At 57.3% G+C, this 20,099-nt stretch carries 20 protein-coding genes; 7 read left to right on the top strand and 13 right to left on the bottom strand.

All coding sequences use genetic code 11. The annotated features are described in order from the left end of the window. Positions 1-41 precede the first annotated feature (41 nt). The 3 genes from metE to Q0X28_RS05275 form a co-directional block, all read right to left on the bottom strand. The gene (gene metE / locus Q0X28_RS05265) at positions 42-2,357 is read right to left on the bottom strand and encodes a 5-methyltetrahydropteroyltriglutamate--homocysteine S-methyltransferase (protein ID WP_298576961.1); all 2,316 of its coding nucleotides are present in this window, start codon (positions 2,355-2,357) and stop codon (positions 42-44) included. Positions 2,358-2,732: 375 nt separating this feature from the next. Next, a complete protein-coding gene (locus tag Q0X28_RS05270) occupies positions 2,733-3,728 on the bottom strand; it encodes a glycine betaine ABC transporter substrate-binding protein (protein ID WP_298576963.1) in 996 nt (331 codons plus the stop codon). A 10-nt stretch (positions 3,729-3,738) separates the two neighbouring features. Then, positions 3,739-4,884 carry an NADP-dependent malic enzyme gene (locus Q0X28_RS05275; protein WP_298577014.1) on the bottom strand — a complete coding sequence of 382 codons (1,146 nt, stop codon included), beginning with the start codon at positions 4,882-4,884 and terminating at the stop codon, positions 3,739-3,741. 175 nt (positions 4,885-5,059) lie between these two features. Between Q0X28_RS05275 and Q0X28_RS05280 the strand changes: the two genes are divergently transcribed. Together Q0X28_RS05280 and Q0X28_RS05285 are read left to right on the top strand one after the other, a co-directional pair. After that, positions 5,060-5,710 carry a dTDP-4-dehydrorhamnose 3,5-epimerase family protein gene (locus tag Q0X28_RS05280; RefSeq protein WP_298576965.1) on the top strand — a complete coding sequence of 217 codons (651 nt, stop codon included), beginning with the start codon at positions 5,060-5,062 and terminating at the stop codon, positions 5,708-5,710. A 30-nt stretch (positions 5,711-5,740) separates the two neighbouring features. Beyond that, the gene (locus tag Q0X28_RS05285) at positions 5,741-6,829 is read left to right on the top strand and encodes a magnesium and cobalt transport protein CorA (RefSeq protein WP_298576967.1); all 1,089 of its coding nucleotides are present in this window, start codon (positions 5,741-5,743) and stop codon (positions 6,827-6,829) included. Positions 6,830-6,832: 3 nt separating this feature from the next. Here Q0X28_RS05285 and Q0X28_RS05290 read toward each other — a convergent pair whose 3' ends face one another. Next, positions 6,833-7,918: an FAD:protein FMN transferase gene (locus tag Q0X28_RS05290; protein ID WP_298576968.1), complete on the bottom strand. Its 1,086-nt coding sequence runs from the start codon at positions 7,916-7,918 to the stop codon at positions 6,833-6,835. 127 nt (positions 7,919-8,045) lie between these two features. Between Q0X28_RS05290 and Q0X28_RS05295 the strand changes: the two genes are divergently transcribed. Genes Q0X28_RS05295 through Q0X28_RS05305 form a run of 3 tightly spaced genes read left to right on the top strand, consistent with a single transcriptional unit; the run spans position 8,046 to position 11,112 of the window. Beyond that, on the top strand, positions 8,046-9,338 hold the full coding sequence (locus Q0X28_RS05295; protein WP_296237509.1) for a magnesium transporter MgtE N-terminal domain-containing protein: 1,293 nt from the start codon (positions 8,046-8,048) through the stop codon (positions 9,336-9,338). Then, positions 9,328-9,954 (top strand): DUF1003 domain-containing protein, encoded by a 627-nt coding sequence (locus Q0X28_RS05300; protein WP_296237511.1) that lies wholly within the window; start codon positions 9,328-9,330, stop codon positions 9,952-9,954. The genes Q0X28_RS05295 and Q0X28_RS05300 overlap by 11 nt, the downstream gene beginning before the upstream one ends. A gap of 30 nt (positions 9,955-9,984) precedes the next feature. Beyond that, positions 9,985-11,112, top strand: a complete 1,128-nt coding sequence (locus Q0X28_RS05305) for an Mrp/NBP35 family ATP-binding protein (protein ID WP_298576970.1) — start codon at positions 9,985-9,987, stop codon at positions 11,110-11,112. Between the two features lie 52 nt (positions 11,113-11,164). Here Q0X28_RS05305 and tatB read toward each other — a convergent pair whose 3' ends face one another. The 3 genes from tatB to sigE form a co-directional block, all read right to left on the bottom strand. After that, positions 11,165-11,824 (bottom strand): Sec-independent protein translocase protein TatB, encoded by a 660-nt coding sequence (tatB, locus tag Q0X28_RS05310; RefSeq protein ID WP_298576972.1) that lies wholly within the window; start codon positions 11,822-11,824, stop codon positions 11,165-11,167. 18 nt (positions 11,825-11,842) lie between these two features. Continuing rightward, positions 11,843-12,295 (bottom strand): zf-HC2 domain-containing protein, encoded by a 453-nt coding sequence (locus Q0X28_RS05315; RefSeq protein WP_296237517.1) that lies wholly within the window; start codon positions 12,293-12,295, stop codon positions 11,843-11,845. Positions 12,296-12,417: 122 nt separating this feature from the next. Continuing rightward, positions 12,418-13,077 (bottom strand): RNA polymerase sigma factor SigE, encoded by a 660-nt coding sequence (gene sigE / locus Q0X28_RS05320; RefSeq protein ID WP_298576974.1) that lies wholly within the window; start codon positions 13,075-13,077, stop codon positions 12,418-12,420. Between the two features lie 197 nt (positions 13,078-13,274). Between sigE and Q0X28_RS05325 the strand changes: the two genes are divergently transcribed. Further along, positions 13,275-13,916 (top strand): O-methyltransferase, encoded by a 642-nt coding sequence (locus Q0X28_RS05325; protein WP_296237519.1) that lies wholly within the window; start codon positions 13,275-13,277, stop codon positions 13,914-13,916. Between the two features lie 153 nt (positions 13,917-14,069). Here Q0X28_RS05325 and glgC read toward each other — a convergent pair whose 3' ends face one another. Then, entirely contained in the window at positions 14,070-15,299 is a 1,230-nt protein-coding gene (gene glgC / locus Q0X28_RS05330) for a glucose-1-phosphate adenylyltransferase (protein WP_298576977.1), read from the bottom strand. Positions 15,300-15,535: 236 nt separating this feature from the next. On the opposite strand from glgC, the gene glgA reads away from it, so the two are divergent. Next, positions 15,536-16,711 carry a glycogen synthase gene (gene glgA / locus Q0X28_RS05335; protein WP_296237522.1) on the top strand — a complete coding sequence of 392 codons (1,176 nt, stop codon included), beginning with the start codon at positions 15,536-15,538 and terminating at the stop codon, positions 16,709-16,711. On the opposite strand, the gene Q0X28_RS05340 is transcribed toward glgA, so the two are convergent. The 5 genes from Q0X28_RS05340 to Q0X28_RS05360 all read right to left on the bottom strand — a co-directional run bounded on the left by Q0X28_RS05340 (position 16,693) and on the right by Q0X28_RS05360 (position 20,056). Further along, positions 16,693-17,556: a methyltransferase domain-containing protein gene (locus Q0X28_RS05340; RefSeq protein WP_296237524.1), complete on the bottom strand. Its 864-nt coding sequence runs from the start codon at positions 17,554-17,556 to the stop codon at positions 16,693-16,695. The two genes, glgA and Q0X28_RS05340, sit on opposite strands and share 19 nt — an antisense overlap. A gap of 77 nt (positions 17,557-17,633) precedes the next feature. After that, a complete protein-coding gene (locus tag Q0X28_RS05345; RefSeq protein ID WP_064503641.1) occupies positions 17,634-17,801 on the bottom strand; it encodes a DUF3117 domain-containing protein in 168 nt (55 codons plus the stop codon). Between the two features lie 79 nt (positions 17,802-17,880). Continuing rightward, positions 17,881-18,180 (bottom strand): DivIVA domain-containing protein, encoded by a 300-nt coding sequence (locus Q0X28_RS05350; protein ID WP_296237527.1) that lies wholly within the window; start codon positions 18,178-18,180, stop codon positions 17,881-17,883. Next, on the bottom strand, positions 18,171-19,247 hold the full coding sequence (locus tag Q0X28_RS05355; RefSeq protein ID WP_298576980.1) for a glucosyl-3-phosphoglycerate synthase: 1,077 nt from the start codon (positions 19,245-19,247) through the stop codon (positions 18,171-18,173). The genes Q0X28_RS05350 and Q0X28_RS05355 overlap by 10 nt, the downstream gene beginning before the upstream one ends. Then, positions 19,244-20,056 carry a TIGR00730 family Rossman fold protein gene (locus tag Q0X28_RS05360; protein WP_296237731.1) on the bottom strand — a complete coding sequence of 271 codons (813 nt, stop codon included), beginning with the start codon at positions 20,054-20,056 and terminating at the stop codon, positions 19,244-19,246. Before Q0X28_RS05360 ends, Q0X28_RS05355 begins: the two co-directional genes overlap by 4 nt. Positions 20,057-20,099 lie beyond the last annotated feature (43 nt).

The raw sequence follows: 20,099 nt of genomic DNA on the forward strand, positions 1-20,099 counted from the left end.
AGACGCTTTACCCCCTGTGTGGGCGTTGTTGCGGCAGCATGTTACTGGGCAAGTTGAGCGCGGAGTTGCTTTGTCGCCGTTACCATGGCTGCCAGCGAGGGGAGGCACTCTTCCGCCCGGCGGGTTTTCAGGCCGCAATCCGGATTAACCCAAAGTCGCTCTGCTGGAACGGCTTTCAGTGCAAGCTGCAAGGCGGCGAAGATCTCTTCGACGTGCGGTACACGCGGTGAGTGAATGTCGTAGACACCCGGACCGATCGCCTGACGGTACCCGTGCTCTTCCAAGTCGTTCACTATTTCCATCTGGGAACGGGCAGACTCAACGGAAGTGACGTCGGCGTCCAGGTCACCAATCACACCTACCATTTCACCAAACTCGGAATAGCACATGTGGGTGTGAATTTGCGTGGCGGGAGCCACCCCAGCCGTTGCCAGCCGGAAAGCAGCAGCTGCCCACTCGGCGTAGTGCTCCTTATCCTCATCACGCAGCGGCAACAGCTCACGCAGTGCCGGCTCGTCCACCTGAATAATGCGAATACCAGCATCTTCCAGATCCACACACTCGTCACGAATCGCTAACGCCACCTGTATCGCGGTAGCCTCCAAGGCCTGATCATCACGCACGAACGACCACGACAGCATGGTGAGGGGGCCGGTTAGCATACCTTTCATCGGACGGTCTGTGAGGCTCGCCGCATAAGCCGACCATGCGACGGACATGGCGTTAGGTCGCTGCACATCGCCATACACCACCGGTGGGCGCACGCAGCGAGTGCCGTAGGACTGCACCCAGCCATTGCGGGATGCCCAACAGCCGTCGAGTTGCTCAGCGAAGTACTGCACCATGTCGTTACGTTCCGGCTCACCATGAACCAGCACATCAATATCCAGGTCTTCCTGAAGTTTGATGACGTCTCGGATTTCTTGCCGCATTGCTTCGTCGTACTGCTCCTTCGTCAACTCACCACGCCCAAAGCGCTGACGGGCAGACCGAATTTCGGCAGTCTGCGGGAAGGATCCAATGGTAGTTGTGGGCAGCAGCGGAAGGTTGAGCGCATCACGCTGGAGAGCGGCCCGCTCAGCATAGTCGGGACGGTGGAAGTCGGCATCGGTAAGCATCGCAATTCGCTTCCGCAGCGTCGGATTGTTGGTGACGGCACTTCCCCGTCGGTGCGCCGTAATGTCACGGGCGGCTTGCACCTCGGGGGCATTGGGGTCTTTCTCGCCGCGCTGGATTTGTGCTAGTAGGGAGATCTCCGCGATCTTTTCCGCACCAAAAGCGAGCCATTCTCGGCACAATCCGTCGGTACCAGTGGCGGTTCGCTCTTCGATGGTGGGAAGATCTTCTCCGGCGAGCGTATAGGGGACGTGCAGGAGAGAGCAGGAGGTGGAGACGGCGACGTGGGCAGCTCGCTCAGAAGCACGGACGAGTTGTTCTACCGCCCCATCGATCGCCGTTGCCCATACGTTGCGGCCATCAACAACACCAGCTACCAGTAGTTTCTCCGATAGTCCTGGAACACCCTGCGGAGGCAGGTCCCCCGCAACGAAGTCAAGGGCAAGTCCCTCAACGGGGGTGCCGGCGAGCACCGGTAGTGCGTCTTTGGTGTCACCGAAGTAGGTGGCAACGAGAATCTGTGGGCGTTGTGCGAGCCCACCGAGACGGTCATACACCTTCCCCAACAGCTCGAGTTCAGCAGGGCTGAGGGTGGTAACTGCGCTCGGTTCATCCAGCTGCACCCACTCTACGCCTTCTGCAGCAAGCAGCTGCAGAAGCTCTTCGTACACCGGGAGGAGCTCGTTGAGCCGGCTGAGGGCACCGCCCAGACTCGAGGCAGCAGCACGATCCGCTTCCTTTGCCAACCGCAGATAGGTGAAGGGGCCAATGATCACCGGGCGAGCAGGAATACCAGCTGCTTGGGCAGCATGAAGATCCTCTAGTACCGCCTCAGGGTGAAGGGTGAAGTGAGTGTCTACTGAGAACTCGGGAACCAGGTAGTGGTAGTTGGTATCGAACCACTTCGTCATCTCCAGCGGGGGGACGGCTGCCGTACCGCGTGCCGCCGCGAAATACCGATCGAGGTCCGTCTCTGCTGCAGCACGGTAGCATTGTGGAAGCGCCCCGACCAGCATGGTGGTGTCAAGCATTTGGTCGTAGAGAGAGAACACATTGGTGGGGATGGAATCCAGGCCAGCGTCCACCAGCTGTGCCCACGTGTGGGCACGTAGCTCCGTGACGATAGCACGCAGCTCAGCTTCGCTACTCTCGCCTCTCCAATAGCGTTCGATAGCAAACTTCAGCTCACGTCGAGGCCCGATACGAGGGGTACCTAAAACGGTTGCAGAAAAAATAGACACGTCTGTCTCCAATGAATGAATGTCAACATTCACCTCTGGATTACGAGCACCATGCCAGAACACCTCGAGCTCCTGCTGAGCATTCGAATAGAGGTGCTTTCTTTTCTAAGAAGAGTGGTGATGCGTCGCCTTTATCACAAAGGCGAGTTATCCTAGAGAGCTCTTGCCCTCCAGCTTCCTCGTCTGTTCCGTACAGGCAGTTCCTGCAGGCTATACGGGGCGAAATATACCTAACTACTGCTGTCGCCGACTCTCTACCATCTCGTAGTAGAGGTATTTGTCTGTGGAGTACTGCAGAACAGTGAGTTAAGTATATCCATACTTGCTCTACTGGGACTAGCCATGCGTGAGGTTCTGTGCACCGTGCACAAAAGTCTATTTTTCGCGCCCCGAGAAACCCTTAGCGCGGAGCCAGTTGGTAATGAACTGGTCCAGTTGGTCTGGGGTGCGGTATTCCACGCGGAGAAGTTCAGCCACATCCGTCGTCGTGAGTTTCTCACTGAGTTCATCGAAGATGAGCTGACGGGGACGGTCGACGGCGCTTTTGGCCACTAATGGGAAAATATAGGCGGCGGCTAGGGAATGGAGATCATCCGCAAGCAAACGCCAGTCCCCGCTGAGCAGCAACGGGTCCGGCGCAAACGTGAGGACCACATCGTCACCGGACGTCACAGTCGTCTCTGTGACGAGGGATCGAGGGGTACAGCGATAGCGGTGATTGACGAGCTCTGCCCAGTGCTCCATTTCGAGGGCATCGGCCGGATAGGCGTGAATCAGGATGGAGAATCGTTCGCAGCGCTCGGCCAGCTGGGAATAGGTGCGAATGCCGTCGGTGTGCGGATCCTTATTGCGAACTGCTAGCACCATGGTGCGCTCGGCGTGGGAGGGCCGTAATGAGCGGGTCTCCTGAGGAAGGGAGCGTGTCATCTCGGCAAAAACCGGGTCAAACTCTGCGTCGGGGTTGGCAGTGTCCCGTCGAACTGTCGCACGCAAAATGGGGGCATCCGGGTTCATCGCAAACAACAGCTGGCTGGTGTACTCGGGGACGACATCTACCAGCCCGGTACTAATGGCGTGAAGCTTTGCCCGATGCCCAATGGAGGAGGTTTGGGTAACGCCGGGGCCAACGTTACGAACACCGTCCGCGGCCCGCCGACTTTCAATGCGGTCAAGACGGGCCGGGACGCCTTTCAGCTGCAGGGCAGCAACGTAGAGTTTGGCGAGGACGTAGTCGGGTGCCATTGCGGAATAGCCCACCCGCACTATAGGTGCGACGGGATCTGGGACCAGAGCTTTGTCTGTTCGCCCACATCCCGTCACCACCAGGAGCAGGGCACACGCTAGCGCGCCTAATTTTCGATGACCTCGCATACCAACAATGCTACTTGTTGGCTTCAGCAACCGCCTTCACCGCGGCGGTAACTGCCGGACAGACGCGCGGATCGAGCGGCGACGGAATGATGTAGTCGGGAGCCAGATCCTTTGGGTCGATAACGTTGGCGATGGCCTCTGCGGCGGCCTGCAGCATCTCATCCGTAATAGCAGTAGAGCGGGCATCGAGCGCGCCACGGAAAAGACCGGGGAAGGCCAGCACATTGTTGAGCTGGTTCGGGTAGTCCGAGCGGCCGGTCGCCACAATGGAGGCATGGCGGTGTGCGACATCAATGGGGATCTCCGGATCCGGGTTGGAGAGGGAGAAGATGATGGCATCAGGGGCCATCTCCGCCACAATGTCTTCTGCCACATGTCCGGCGGAGACACCCACGAAGACGTCGGCACCTTCGAAGGCTTCTGCCTGACCACCCACAATATTGTCGGGGTTGGTGATCTCTGCCAGGGCTTCCTTCACCGGATTCAGACCTTCGCGGCCGCGGGACACGATGCCGTGGGAGTCAAGCACGATAACGTTCTGGACACCAGCATTGAGAATAATCTTGGTGCAGGCAACACCGGCAGCGCCGGCACCCGATACGACGACCTTGAGGTCCTCGGGCTTACGGCCAGTGAGTCGGCAGGCGTTGATCATGCCAGCCAGCACCACCACTGCGGTACCGTGCTGGTCGTCGTGCATCACCGGAATATCAAGAGCTTCCTTCAACCGATCTTCGATTTCGAAGCAACGAGGTGCGGAAATATCTTCGAGGTTAATGGCACCAAAGCTCGGCTGCAGACGGATGCAGGTCTCAACAATCTCGTCCGGATCGGTCGTATCGAGCACAATCGGAATGGCGTTGAGGCCGGAGAACTGCTTAAAGAGGGCACACTTGCCTTCCATTACCGGAAGCGCTGCGGACGGGCCGATATTCCCGAGTCCGAGCACGGCAGTTCCATCGCTGACCACCGCGACGAGGCGGCCAGCCCAGGTGTAGAGCTTGGCATCTTCTGGCTTGTCATAAATATCGTTGCAGGCAAGTGCAACACCGGGAGTGTAAGCAACGGAGAGAGCGTGCTGCGAATCGAGGGGCGAGTGCAGGGCGACGTCGAGTTTGCCGTTGATGTGATACTGAAGAACCTCTTCTTCGGTCACCACGTCTTCGTTAACTGCGGCGGTAAACAGTTCGTCATTAACGTTCTCCGCGCCATTGCGCGGATCAATAGTCTGGGTCAACTGCGTCCCCTTCAGGTCACATTATTTCTAACTAGTGATGCAGGAGACAAAACTCCCACGCGTCTCATCCTAGCGACCGGTAAACTTCCATTCCATGCGGGTATTACAACTTCCACTCCCTTACTGCTATGCCTTCGAGGCACCTACTTTTCCGGACGATCGGGGCTTCTTTTCTGCCCCATTTCACGCCCCTACCTTTATCGATAACGTGGGCTATCAGCTCTCGATACGTCAAACGAATCTCAGCCCCACCCGCCGCGGAGCCGTCCGCGGAGTCCATTTCGCAGATGTGCCACCCGGCCAAGCAAAATACGTTTATGCAGCTCACGGACGTTTATTGGATGTGCTCGTCGATCTCAGAGTGGGATCCCCCACATTTTCGCAGTATGTTGCCATCGAATTGTCCCTAGAGAGCGGGACCGCAGTCTTCCTACCAGAGGGAATAGGCCATCTTGTGATTGGCCTCACAGATGACGCTGCGTTGAGCTATCTCTGCTCGGAAGCCTACAACCCACCGGCAGAACACGGCATTAACCCTCTCGACCCCGCTCTGGGTTTGCCATTCCATGACTGGTGCGACAACTATGATCTGGGAGATCCAGACGCACTCATCCTCTCCCCTAAAGATAAAAGTGCTCCCACTTTGGCTGCTGCACAGGAATCCAGACTCCTTCCCCGCTACGATGAATGTGTCGCCTTCTACAACGGCCTGCGCCGCACTTCCTCTGAAAGCTCCGCTCGTTAGCCCCTCCCACTTCGTCAAAAGGAGCGCGCAATGGGTTTTACCTCCTTCTGGGACAAACTCTTTAACCCGCAAAAATCTGCTCAAAACGAGCCCGATGATAACGTTCACATCCCTACTGCCCAAGCCACCATCGGGTGCGATGTCTACGACGAAAACGGACAACACATTGATCGCACCTTCGACTACCGCAGCGGCTTTCACTGGGTAGAAGAGCACCCCGGGCATTTCGTCTGGCTCCAACTCCGCGACCCCAATCGCCGTCAAATGGTGCATGTGGGACGCGTCTACGACCTACACGAACTTCTCGTCGAAGACTGCTCTACTGACCATCAGCGCCCTAAGCTCGAAGCCTTCGATGACTGCCTCACCCTCGTGGCACGAACTCTCCGCTACGTCGACCACGAAGTCATCGACAATCCCGCCGACGCTGTGGAGACCGGCGAAGTCGTCCTGGTGGCCGGAAAGAATTACTTCATCTCGATCCAACACGGGAAAGGCCACAGCCTCGACCACGTGCACAAACGCCTCTCCCACAACCCAGAAGACCTCGCCCAAGGCCCCATGATGTGCTTCTACCGGGCTGTCGACCACGTCGTCGACTCCTACCTCAAAGTTGCTGCACTCATGGACAACGACATCGACGACCTCGAGGAGGAAGTTTTCGACCCTTCCACGGATATCGATATCGATGAGATCTATGCGGTCAAACGAGAAGTGCTCGAGATCAAGCACCTGATCTCGCCCCTTCGTACGCCACTACACGAACTCTGTAATAGCGACCAGATCTACGTCGACGAAGACATCCGCAGCTACTTCCGTGACGTCGAAGACCACCTGCTACGTGCTATCTCCGATGTCCACGGGTTCGACGAAGTCCTCAGCTCCCTCATCGATGCTGCCGCAGCAAAAGTCGGAGTGGAGCAAAACGTCATCAGCCGTGCGCTCTCCGCCTGGGCAGCAATCATCGCCGTCCCCACCCTGATCGCCAGTATCTACGGTATGAACTTTCAGTTCATGCCGCTCCTGCAAGTCGATGGAGCGTACTACGTGGTGCTCGCCCTCATGGCAATTTGGTCTATCACCATGTACATCGTGTTCAGACGAAAGAAATGGCTCTAGCCACTACTGCATTTGACGGCGCCACGCCGGAGAGGTGATCTCCCGGAAGGCGCCGTTTTCTTTCACAATCATGATGCAGGCCAGATTAAGCTTCGTCGCCTGCTTCATGCCTTCCTCCGGTCCCAACACGTCCAGGCCGGTCGCCAACCCGTCAGCTGTCATACACGATGCATCCATGACGGTGACGGAAGCAAGATTGTGCGTAATCGGTCGTCCCGTCTGCGGATCAATGGTGTGCGAGAACCGGTGGCCGTTGTCCTCAAAGTAGTTCCGGTAGTCTCCGGAGGTCGCCACTGAGGTGTTGACCAGGTGGATGACTCGATCCAGGGAGGCGTCACCATGGGGCACAGGACGTTCTACGGCCACCCGCCATGGGCCTCCCCGCGTTCCGGCTCCCTTACCACGTACTTCCCCACCGACATCGACAAGGTAGCGCTCTACCCCCAGCGCCTCCAATTCACGGGCGATCGCGTCCACCCCATACCCTTTAGCAATCGACGACAGATCGACGTAAAGCTCAGGAATCTTCTTTACCAGTGCGTTATCGAGTACTTCGAGGTGTTCAATACCGCACTTCGCTTTCGTCTCGTCAATATCCGCATCAGCGGGAATCTTATTAGGACGGCCCTCTGACCCAAATCCCCACAGGTTCACCAACGGCCCCACGGTGACATCCAGTTTTCCCTCGGTAACTTTGTTCAGCCGCACCGCTTCTCGCATAACAGTGAGGACTTCCGGGGATGCCGGGAAGGGAGTATCAACTTTGCGGAACTGGTTAAAGCGAGAAAGTTCCGACTCAGGGATGAACGTCGACATTTGGTGGTTGATGGAGGTAAAACGGGCTTCCACCTTATCCCGCACCTCCGCCTGCGGAGGTGTCTTGGCTGTCGCCAAATAGGTGATGGCGTAGTAGGTCCCCATAGTAGTTCCCCGCAGCACTGTCTTCTGCGGATTATCCTCGAAGCTACACCCTGCTGTGGACCCCAGACCAAGCAGCCCAGCCACTCCGGCTATGCTCAAAAAGCCGCGTCGAGAGAGCCAGCGGCTCTCCTTGCGCTCCCGACGGGCAGACGGCGGCGTCTTCATCATGGAGCCCTTCTCCTCACAGACGTGCAATAGTGCGTCTGTACAGTATAGTGCCCCTACCTCTTCATAATCTCGTTCATTCTCACAACCGGAGCGCCGCCTACTCTTTCGGACGCACTAGACTAAACCTATGAGCTCACCCAACCGTGTTTTCGTGGGGCGGCTAGACAACCTTGTCGTGCTTGGCCCAGATGGAGAATCCATCGGTCGTGTCCGAGACGTCGTCCTCACCCTGCAGGACCCTACCTCCTCCCCTCGCGCTGTCGGACTCGTCATCCAGCTTCTCAATCGCCGCCGTATCTTCCTCCCGATGCTGCGTGTTGCTAGCTTCTCCGGATCTGCTGTCACGCTTGTCACTGGTAATGTCACGGTGCGTTCATTCAAACAGCAGCCCACCGAAATTCAAGTACTAGGCGAGATGGTCGATTCGCTCGTACAGGTGCGAGACCCCGAAATCGAAGAACTCGACGGACAACAAGCTGTCGTGACGGATGTGGAAATTGAGCAAACTCGCAGTCGTGACTGGGTGGTGTCTCGCCTGGCGGTGCGTCGCAGAACCGGCCCCTTCTCCCGCCGAGGTGCCGTCTACCTGGTTGAATGGGAATTCATCCGCGGTTTTTCCAATGCCAGCGTCCTCAACAATGAACAAGACGCTACTGTCCTCGCACAGCGCTATGAAGACATGCGCCCGGCCGATGCAGCCTCCGCCATCCTCAATCTGCCACAGAAGCGACGTCTCGAACTCGCTACTGTTCTCGATGATGAGCGCCTCGCCGACATCGTTCAGGAACTCCCCGACGATGACCAGGCCGACCTTCTCACCGCCCTCCCCTTGTCCCGCGCGGCGGACGTTCTAGAGGCTATGGACCCGGATGATGCGGCCGACGTCCTCGGCGAAATGCCTGACCAGGAAGCGGAGCGACTCCTCAACCTCATGAACAAACAGGACGCTGGCACGGTACGTCGACTCCTCACCTTCAGCCCCGATACCGCAGGTGGCATCATGACCCCGGAACCTATCATCCTAAATGCACAAACCACTGTGGCAGAAGCCCTCGCCCATGTGTGCAACCCGGAACTCTCGCCTGCTCTATCTTCTTTGGTGTACGTCGTACGGCCTCCGGCACAGACACCTACCGGCAAATATCTGGGTGTTGTGCACACACAGCGGCTTCTCCGCGAACCCCCATCCACACTTATCGGCGACTACGTTGACACCAACCTCCCGGCCCTCACCCCAGAGGCTTCCACAGAAGCCGTCGCCCGTTACCTCGCCACGTACAACTTGGTCTGCGGCCCGGTCATCGACAATGTTGGTCACCTGCTCGGTGCCGTCAGCGTAGATGACCTCCTGGATCACCTTCTTCCCGATGACTGGCGTGAAGAGGAAATGGCAGTAAGGGAGGTCAGCGATGGCCGATAACCGTACTCGCCTCGATATCCCCCAGCTCAGTGGACGCCGTCGAAGGATATTCGACGCGGAAGCCGTCGGCCGTGGTGCCGAAGTCGTCGCCCGGTTCCTGGGCACCGGTAAGTATCTGGCCTATCAAACTGTTTTCGTGGTGGGATGGATTGTTCTGAACATTGTGCTTGCCCGCCACGCCTTTGACCCCTATCCCTTCATCCTCCTCAACCTCGCTTTCTCCACCCAAGCTGCCTATGCTGCACCCCTCATTCTCTTGGCACAAAACCGCCAAGAGAACCGGGACCGGGTGAGCCTCCAGGAAGACCGCGAACGTGCCGCACAGACAAAAGCCGATACCGAGTTCCTGGCTCGCGAGTTGGCCGGTGTCCGTATTGCCATTGGCGAGACAGCAACTCGCGACTATTTGCGCCACGAACTTGACGAGATGCGAGAAATGTTGGAGCAGATTAGTTCTCGATTGGAGCAAGTTGCTGCTGTACAAGCAACAGCAGCTCCCCCGACCACTACTCCAAAGTCTGAAACTGCTGGTGCAATTCAAAGAATGGACGCTACTGAGGAGCAGCTCCACACCCCAGGGGAGACCGCTGACGCCAACAGCGAGCCCACTCGATAACTCTTCCTTCTGCTCGCTACACTAGAGCCTATGACCGCTGTAACTCTCGACGCAGTACAAGCTGCCCTTGTCACTGTTCACGACCCGGAGATTCACCGCCCCATTACCGATCTGGGAATGGTCGACAGTGTTGACATTGCCGACGACGGGCACGTCTCCGTAAAAATCCTCCTCACCATTGCTGGCTGCCCCATGCAGTCTGCCCTCCGTGAAGGAGTTACCACCGCTGTCTCACGTGTTGCAGGCGTGACGGGTGTGGACGTCACTCTCGGGGTAATGACAGACGAACAACGACGAGAAATGCGGCAAAAACTCCAAGGCCCCGGTGCGCAAAAAGAGATCCTCTTCAATAAGCCGGGCAACCGTACCACCATCTACGCCGTCACCTCGGGCAAAGGTGGTGTCGGAAAATCGTCCACGACCGTCAATCTGGCAGTTACCTTGGCACAGCGCGGTTTCAAAGTGGGCGTTCTCGACGCTGATATCTACGGACACTCGATCCCCCCAATGCTGGGCTCGACACAGTCCCCCACCAAAGTTGACGACATGATGATGCCGCCGGAAGCGCACGGTGTAAAGTGCATCTCCATTGCCCAGTTCACAGCTGGCAACGCCCCGGTGGTCTGGCGGGGCCCAATGCTACACCGTGCACTCCAGCAGTTCCTTACCGATGTGTACTGGGGAGATCTCGACTTCCTCCTGCTCGATCTTCCCCCCGGAACTGGTGACATTGCACTTTCCATCCCCTCCCTGCTGCCCAATTCACAACTGCTCATTGTGACCACGCCGCAAACTGCAGCCGCAGAAGTTGCTGAGCGCTCCGGTATGATGGCCAAGCAGACCCGTCAGAACGTTGCTGGGGTTATCGAAAATATGTCATGGATGGAACTGCCCGACGGCTCGAAAGTGGAGATGTTTGGCAGCGGAGGTGGCATGACCGTCGCAATGGACCTCACCCGCATCCTCGGATACCGAGTTAATGTCTTGGGCCAGGTTCCCATGGACGTCCGCCTACGTGAGGGCGGGGATGAAGGCACGCCTATCGTCCTCACTCATCCGGAGAGCACCGTGGCCCAGACCTTCAATTCCATCGTGGACCAGCTCCTACAGCAGCGGCAAAGCCTGGTCGGTAAGTCCCTCGGTATTAACCCGAATTAGAACTCTAAAAACACGGCGACGGGGTGGCAGAGAGACGTTCTCTGCCACCCCGTTAGTCTTCGTCGTCGAAAGAAATTTCCACTTCGTCAGCGCCTGCTTCCTCCCAGCTATCGCCGACGGTCAGAGGCGCTCCTGGTGTAGCAGGACCACTCGTGTTCTGCTGCGGACGATAGTGCGCTAGGCCGTCTGAGCTAAAAGCAGCCTGCTGTGGAGTCGATGACGGTCCGTCCCAGCCTGCTGCCGGTGCGGACGTGGGGTCGGAATGGGCGTGGGTTGTCGCCCCCGAAGAGGCATCAATCGCAGACTCGTGTGGCCCACGTACCGGCTGGTCGGGCGCAGCCTGGAAGGGAGACTCGTCGAGTTCATTAAGACCCGTCAGTTCCTTCAAATCGAGCGTGAGCTCTTTGACTCCGGGATCAACATCCAAAATGGACTCGTCATCGTCGAGCAGATAGTGCACTGCTGCTGCTTTAGGGCCCATCGCTTTGATGCGTGCAATCTCTTTGACGGGCTTTTGGAGGTCCTTGAGGTCTCCGAAATCCTCATCAACACTCTCTTTAAGCTGGCCTTGTGCGTTATTTGCCCAGTCGCGCAGTTTACGGAGTCCTTTGGCAAGATGACGGGTCGCTTCCGGTAGCCGGTCCGGGCCCAAGATAACCACTGCTACAACTAAGATGACGAGGATCTCACCCCATCCAATGTTGCTAAACATAACGCTTTTCTACCGCCTTCACTCATTCCTAAAGCCGCGCTGCCACTTGTCGGAAAGACAGTGGGTGACTTTGCGGATATGCACACGAATATACGCGCCCAATGCCCGCCATTCTGCACGGATTTCTCCCTGCTGGGCGATTGTGTGCAGGGTGCTCACCATATCATTCTCGACCGCATACTGGGTTGCAGCAGCATAGCCCTGATTAGCAGCAATGTTACGGAGAACGGCATCGTTGGCGGGGATGGCGTTGAGTTTACGCAGCAGCGTTCCCGGGGTTCCCAATGGTTCACTGGCTTGCCGAAGCTGTTCACGAGCTTGCGCCTGTTCTTCGACAAGCGCTCTGCATTCTGGGCAGTCGTGCAGGTGACGCTCTGTCCTGATACGAACATAGCTAGGCATAGCGTCATCGACGTAGGCGGTGATGGCTTCTTCAGAAAGATGCTCCGTGGAACCGAATGATGCGGTCATATGGCCCCAAACCTACCTTTCGCCAGTAGCCTCGAGAACATCTTCGGGGAGGTTTTGTGCGTACATGTCGAGTATACGGAGCTTGACGCAAGCTAGCAGCGAAGGCAGAGCTTCCAGAAAAATTAGCCGAGTACGGGGCGAACGTTCCCTAATTGTGCGCGCAGCTGTGCTCGTCCACGGTGAATGCGGGAACGAACGGTGCCGATCTTCACCCCTAGAAGGTCAGCAATCTCTTCGTAACTGAGCCCTTCGATGTCACAAAGGACAACAGCAACACGGTAGTCCGGGGAGAGGGCGTCGAGTGCCTGCTGCAAATCAGGATGAAGCAGTTTGTCATCCATGAGGACTGCGGGGCCGGCAGAATTGGATGCTACCCTCTCGGTATCCTCCGGAAGTGCCTCCATGCGGACCACAGAACGGTGCCGAACCTGGTCCAGAAAGAGGTTAGTGGTGATGCGGTGCAGCCAGCCTTCGAAGGTGCCAGGACGGTAGCGGTCCAGCGAGCGGAACACTCGAATGAATGTTTCTTGGGTGAGGTCCTCCGCGTCCTGGGCATTACCACTTAGCCGGTATGCAAGCCGGTAAACAGAATCGGCGTATGTACGCACAATGTCATCCCAACTCTCCAAGGAAGGAGCAGCGGAGCTGACAGAAGCATGAGTGATGGAGGGGGCAGAAGAGATGGCAGCTTGTCGATTGTCGTCTGCACTCGTCGATGCCAGAGCGCGGGTTTTTACCGCGGATCGCTTGGGCATCGTGATCATCGTGGTGTGTCCTTTCATATGTCCTCACTCGAACCCCAACGGGATCGAAGCGGACACTACGAGTATCGGGATGAGCCTTGCGAGAGCACTGGAATTAGTCTGTGTTTTCTCTGTGAGTTTTAAAACCGCTCGTCACACCGTATTTATTTGCATAAACTAGAGCATGCAGGGTGTTTCACCCTCACCCGTGGAAGTAATCTCGTTAGGCTGAAAATGTGACTGAGCTCGTAGATTCCATTGTGTCCAACATCGTTGAAACCCCCACTCTGAGCGAGGCGCGGCAGGACTGCCTCGACATGGGGCTGACACCACTCTCCCCCATTGCTTCCGAAGCGGTCACAATGGTGACCTCACTAATTGGTGTGAAAACTGCAGCCGTAGTCTCCCACTCGGGCGCGGTGGCAGCTCTCAGCATTGCCCATGGTATGCCCGACGGTGGAGTAGTCACACTCGTCAATCCACAGCCTGAACTCGTCGACCATGCCCGGCAACGCTATGGAGAGGAAAAGCCTGCGGGAGTCCTGCTGCGTCCTATCACCGGGCTTCCTCTCGACGTGATGAGCCGTCTTGCCGACGGCGCCTATGACCTCGTTTTCGTCGAGGATGTCGCCGATCAGCTTGGTCTTTTTGTCGAGACCTCAGCCCGCCTCCTGCGCTCTGGCGGAATTCTGCTGCTGCCTAATTCATTGGCAGATGGTCGCTTCCTGGAATCGATGGACCCGGCAGAGGCAGCTAACGCCGCCGACGATGCGGCGATTGCAGCCGCTACTTTGGCTGATATGTTGGCCGAGACAGAAGACTTCGAGGTTTTCCGTCTTCCCCTCGATGCGGGTATGACAGTGGCTCGCCGGAAATAAACGCACAGCCTTCGAGACGAACTAAGCGTTGTCCCCCGTGAGGTTAGTACGAGGTATAGACACATCATTGAGAAGACTTATGGAGGGTGGTGAGCACTGAGTGCGCCCACCACCCTCCATATTTATCGTCCGCTTCTCAGCCGACGAGGCTAGTTAGTCCTCTAAAGTTCCGATCGTTTCATTCTTACCGACTATCACCACTCCGCCGGCGGAAACATTAAAGCGCGCTTTGTCGTTTTCGCTATCCACACCAATAACCTCGCCCGGCGCAACCTGCACATTCTTGTCCAGAATGCAGTGTTTCACTACTGCACCCTTGCCCACATGGACGCCGGGAAGCAAGACTGCACCTTCTACCAGGGCACCCTCGTCGACACGGACGTTGGTGGAGATTACTGAGTTACGTACAGTGGCCTGCGAGATGATCGATCCTGCACCAACGATGGATTCCTGCGCGATACCACCGTTGACGAACTTGGCGGGGGCCAGGCTCTCGCGTCCACAACGGATAGGCCAGCGCTCGTTGTACAGGTTGAAGATGGGGTACACGGAGACGAGATCCATGTGCGCCTCATAGAAGGCATCGATGGTACCGACGTCTCGCCAGTAGCCTTTGTCGCGTTCCGTCTCGCCCGGTACATAGTTGTTGCTGAAGTCGTAAACGTAGGCTTGCTGCTTTTCCACCAGCGCGGGGATGATGTCGCCACCCATGTCGTGGTTGGAGTCTTCGTTGACGTTGTCTTCCTTGATGGCGTCGAGCAGTACCTTGGTACTGAAGACGTAGTTACCCATCGACGCGAAGGTGACATCGGGGTCATCCGGAGTACAGGGGGGCTCCTCCGGCTTTTCGAGGAATTCCGTGATGCGGTTATTCTCGTCAGCTTCGATGCAGCCGAACGCTGTCGCGTCCTTACGCGGAACACGGATGCCGGCTACAGTCACTCCGGCACCGGATTTGATGTGCTGATCGACCATCTGCTGTGGATCCATCCGATAGACGTGGTCAGCACCGAACACGATGATGTAGTCGGGTTCTTCGTCGTAGACAAGGTTCAACGATTGAGCGATGGCATCGGCCGAGCCGGTGTACCAGCGAGGCCCGAGGCGCTGTTGAGCTGGCACCGGAGCAATGTATCCACCGGTGATACCGGTCATACGCCATGTTTGCGCAATGTGACGGTCGAGTGAGTGAGACTTGTACTGCGTCAAAACACATATACGGTCATATCCCGCGTTAACGAGATTGGATAGCACGAAGTCCACCAATCGGTAGTTACCGCCGAATGGAACTGCAGGCTTCGCCCGGTCAGCAGTAAGCGGGTAGAGCCGCTTACCCTCACCACCGGCTAGAACAATACAAAGGACATGGGGCTGCTCAATCACATTTTCAAAATTACTGTACTTACCCACAGAAGGAACCCCCTTTTTCTCTGGTTGCCAGGAATTTAACCTCTAGACAACATTTGTTGTTTTCTCGCTTGAGTTCTGTTGGCGCACCGGATGACCTACGAACTGGGCAGCTTCCTTGCTTGTGAAAAACTCCGCGAAGTCAGAGAAAGGGTTGTCAAAGTGGACAAAAGTAGTCGCTGCACCGCTACTAGTCGAGTACCGTTTGAGCTATGCGAGTGGCATTGATGACCCGAGAATATCCCCCCGAGGTTTATGGCGGCGCTGGTGTACACGTCACCGAGCTAGCCAAGAACCTCCGTAGCTTCTGTGATGTTGACGTGCACTGCATGGGAGCACCCCGTGAGGACGCCTACGTGTACGGTCCCGATCCCAAGTTGGCAGACGCCAACGCCTCTATCTCTATGCTGTCAACACAGCTGCGTATGGCTCACCAGGCGAGTAGCACCGACCCCGCGGTCGTTCACACCCATACGTGGTACACCGGTTTTGCGGGCCACCTTACCGCCCAGCTCAACGGTATTCCCCATGTGGTGACGGCGCACTCTTTGGAGCCTTCCCGCCCTTGGAAGGCAGAACAGCTGGGTGGCGGCTACCGTATCTCCTCGTGGTCGGAGAAGAACGCTATCGAATACGCCGATGCCATTATCGGTGTCAGTTCCAAGATGCGGGAGGAAATCCTGCGCACCTATCCGCGAGTTGATCCCGGCAAGGTGCACGTCATCCTCAATGGCATTGATACCGAAGACTGGCAACCTTCCCCAACTTTTGAGGCGGCCGGGGAGGACTCGCTGCTCACCAAACTCGGGGTAAACCCAGACCTTCCGATCGTGGCATTCGTGGGCCGTATCACCCGGCAAAAGGGTGTCAAGCATTTACTTGCGGCAGCCCACGATTTTGCCCCCGACGTACAGCTCGTCCTCTGCGCGGGCGCCCCAGACACTCCAGAGATCAAAGCCGAGACAGAAGCTGCTGTCCAGGAATTGCAGGAATCCCGCCCCGGTGTCTTCTGGGCTCAAGATATGCTGCCCCACCACCAGGTTGTGGAAGTCCTCAGTGCCGCGTCTGTGTTCGTGTGTCCGTCTGTGTACGAGCCACTCGGGATCGTCAACCTCGAAGCGATGGCGTGCAATACTGCCGTCGTTGCCTCCGATGTGGGCGGTATCCCAGAGGTGGTGGTGGATGGTTCCACCGGGACTTTGGTCCACTACGATGAAATGGATCCGCTCACGTTCCAGCATGATCTTGCTGCGGCGGTGAATGCTGTGGTGTCTGATGCGACACTCGCTACCAGTATGGGCGCGGCTGGCCGTTTGCGAGCCGTCAATGACTTCTCTTGGCGTGCTATTGCCAAGCAGACGTGCGATCTTTACGAATCCTTGCGCTGATAGCAACGGACCTCTACTGAGCAGTGGACCTGGTGAGCAGTGCTTGCCAGGTTTTCTGCTATCAAGGACAAACATGCGGCGTCATTGTGGTAGCTCGACGGTCCCATCGTAATGATCTGCTCAATCTGCTGGGATGTCGGAGTCAGCACCCACTCACACCGCTCACAGATAGTCTCCACAAAGTCTGCTGCTAGCCCCCGCTGTAATCGTGCCGTTTTCTGCTCATCAACGTGGACGGCAATCCCCGCAGCAACGAGCTCCCGCAGGTGTGCTTGAGTGGGTGTAGCGATGAGCAGTATCCCTCCTGGCCGCAGGACACGGGCCGCCTCGGCAGAATTGCGTGGGGCAAAAATATGGGTAACCAGGTCTGCACACGCATCCTGCAGCGGCCAACGCTGCCACACGTCAGCTACCAGAGCTCCTGTTGTACCGGGAAGTTTAGCCAGCCGCTTTGCTGCTGGGGCAGAAATATCAGCGGCGATAGTTACGGTTCCTTCCGGCAACGCGTTCTGCAGAGCCTGTGTGTAGTAGCCTGTCCCTGCCCCCATGTCGACGAGCACTGGCTGCCCAGTAATGTCGATAAGCTGTGCGGCGGCCACCGTGGCTATTCTGTTTGCCAGTGGTTCGTAAAGGCCACTCGCAAGGAACGCAGCACGGTTCATGACCATGTGGGCAGTGTCTCCCGGGAAGCTACGTCCACTGCCGAAGAGAGTGACAAACCCCTGTTTTGCGACGTCATAGCAGCGTCCAGAAGGCGTGATGAGGGTGCGCTGGGCATCGCTTCTCCAGGACAGTGGTTCTCCTGTCAACGGATCGGCCAAATAGGTGACGACATCGTTTAGCATGCGGATCCTTCTCGAAATGGCCCCTCAGAAACGACAATGTCCGTCGGATTTCCGACGGACATTGCGACAAGTCTGTGTTAGGCCTCGACGTTGCACAGCTCCTGGCCAAGTTCAGCAGCCTCATCAGGGGTCAGCTCGACAACGAGACGGCCACCTCCCTGCAGGGGGACACGCATAATGATCATGCGGCCTTCCTTGACAGCTTCCATGGGTCCATCGCCAGTGCGGGGTTTCATTGCCGCCATGCCGTGCTTCCTCCTATTTTCGAAATACGCTCGAGTTCCATTGTCTCTCATTTCAAGGGGAAATGCCAATGTCTATGAGCTATTTTTGCTTGTCAGAGGGCGTGCTACGGCTTTCGATACGGGCAAACTCGGCGGCAATTTGGGCCAGTGCCCAGTCCACTTCACGGCGATCATAACCCCGCTTTTCCGCATGGAACCGAAGGTTCTCCACATCCACGGAACGGATACCGCGGGCGGGCAGAAAAGTCTCTGCAGTGGCTGGCAGCTCCGGCAAACTCCGCTGTTTGGGGAGGAAGCCCCACGTGGTCAAGAGAAATGTCACCACAGCGCCAACGACGCCGACGACAATACAGATCGCTACCCAGGCGCCTACGCCCACAATCTCCTCCTCTGAACTCTCTCACCCGACGCAACGGACTGCCGAGCCGCTACATACGAGGGTACCGTCACCAAAGGGGGACGATCCTCTTCTAGCGCCGCGATCTCCACTGGATGGTACGTCGTGTAACTGGTGGAATCGTGTCTGGCGGCAGCAAACTGTACCAAAGGAGCGTCTTCGGGCATCATCCCAGCCTTGCGGAGGACGGTATCGGCGACTTCTCGCGACATGCGGCCAAGTTGGTGAAGGGGACGGTTACGGTGCTCCCGCACCCCCAAATTCACCTGGCAGATGTGGTCGGCACCCCAAAGTGCCACCACATCCATAATCAGTCCGATTTCCACACCGTAGCCGGCTGCAAACGGCAGACGTTCCGCCACATGCCGACGCAATGCGTATTCACCCCCCAGTGGCTGAATAAGAAAGCGTGCTTCAGGGCAGAGGGACGCCAGCAGAGGGCGGGCAACCAACTCGGTGACCCGTCCTCCCCCATCCCGAGTGTCTCCCAGCGGGCGACGATAGAAACCTTTCACCATGTCAATGCGGGGTATCCCCCCGCTAGCGTAGGCGGTCGCATCGCCGGTGGGAGGCGCGGCTCCATCAAGCAGCAAGGGGGCCACCAACCACGGCACATAGCGCGGATCGGGGCGTTTCAAATCACCATCAATGAAGACAACGATGTCACCGCCACAGGCCGCTATCCCTCGCCACAGCGATTCCCCTTTCCCCAACCTCACAGGCACCTCGGGAAGTATCTCGGCGAGTTGCCGAACCGTCGCCCCTGCGGAACACGCCTGCTCCACCGTATCATCGGTAGAAGCAGAGTCGATGACGATGATCTCATCCACCAGGCCGCCTACGTAGGGAACAATCGACCCCACGACGGCACCGATATGGGCTCCCTCATTGAGGGTGGGAATAACCACGGAGACGCACTGCTCTCCTTTGGCCGCCATCAGCTCCTCCAACGTCCAGGTGGGACGCATGACGGTTCGGTCATGCCATAGGGGTACACCTGTGCTGTCACTACTTGCAGTTGGAGAGGAGGAGTGAGGGGTTTCTGTCATTCCGATTCTGCTTCTTCGTGGCGTTCTTCTTCCAGCGTGGCTTCGAACACGTCGTTGTCCTTACACGCCAAAGTGTTTTCGAGGTGATCAACCTGGTGCTGGTGAACTTCAATAATATGCCGAACCGCGTCCTCGGGAGAGTCGGTCAGGTACAGCAGCTTCTCGTCACCAGCAGAAATCATGTCTTCCTCCAGCAGGGTGGAGGTAATCCACTCCATCAGCGGTCCCCAGAATTCTGTTCCGAACAACACGATGGGGAAGCGCCAGATCTTCTTGGTCTGCACCAGAGTGAGGGCCTCAAAAAGCTCGTCAAGGGTACCGAAGCCACCGGGCATGCAGACGAAGGCCTGCGAATACTTGACGAACATCGTCTTCCGAATGAAGAAGTAGCGGAAGTTCATGCCGAGGTCGACCCAGTGATTGATCTTCTGTTCGAACGGTAACTCAATTCCCAGACCGACCGAGAAGCCTTTTGCTTCCACTGCGCCTTTATTTGCCGCTTCCATCTCTCCCGGTCCACCACCGGTGATAACGGCATAGCCTGCCTTTGACAGTTCGCCCGCCACGGCATGGGCGGCCTGGTACCACTTGCTCTCTTCGGTAGTACGGGCCGATCCGAACACGCTGACGGCGGGGGGCATTTCAGCGAGGGCACCGAAACCGTCCACAAACTCCGACTGAATGCGCATGACGCGCCAGGGGTCAGTGTGCAGCCAATCTACGTCAGGTTGGGGCTGCAGCAGTCGTGAGTCGGTTGTTGACCCGCCCTGCCGCACCTGGGTGCGCCGCCGTAACACCGGACCTCGCATATAGGAGGCAGCAGACTGGTGCATGGCGTTGTGGTTGGTGTTC

The organism is uncultured Lawsonella sp. (genome assembly GCF_947252745.1).
In the GTDB taxonomy this organism is placed as follows: domain Bacteria; phylum Actinomycetota; class Actinomycetes; order Mycobacteriales; family Mycobacteriaceae; genus Lawsonella.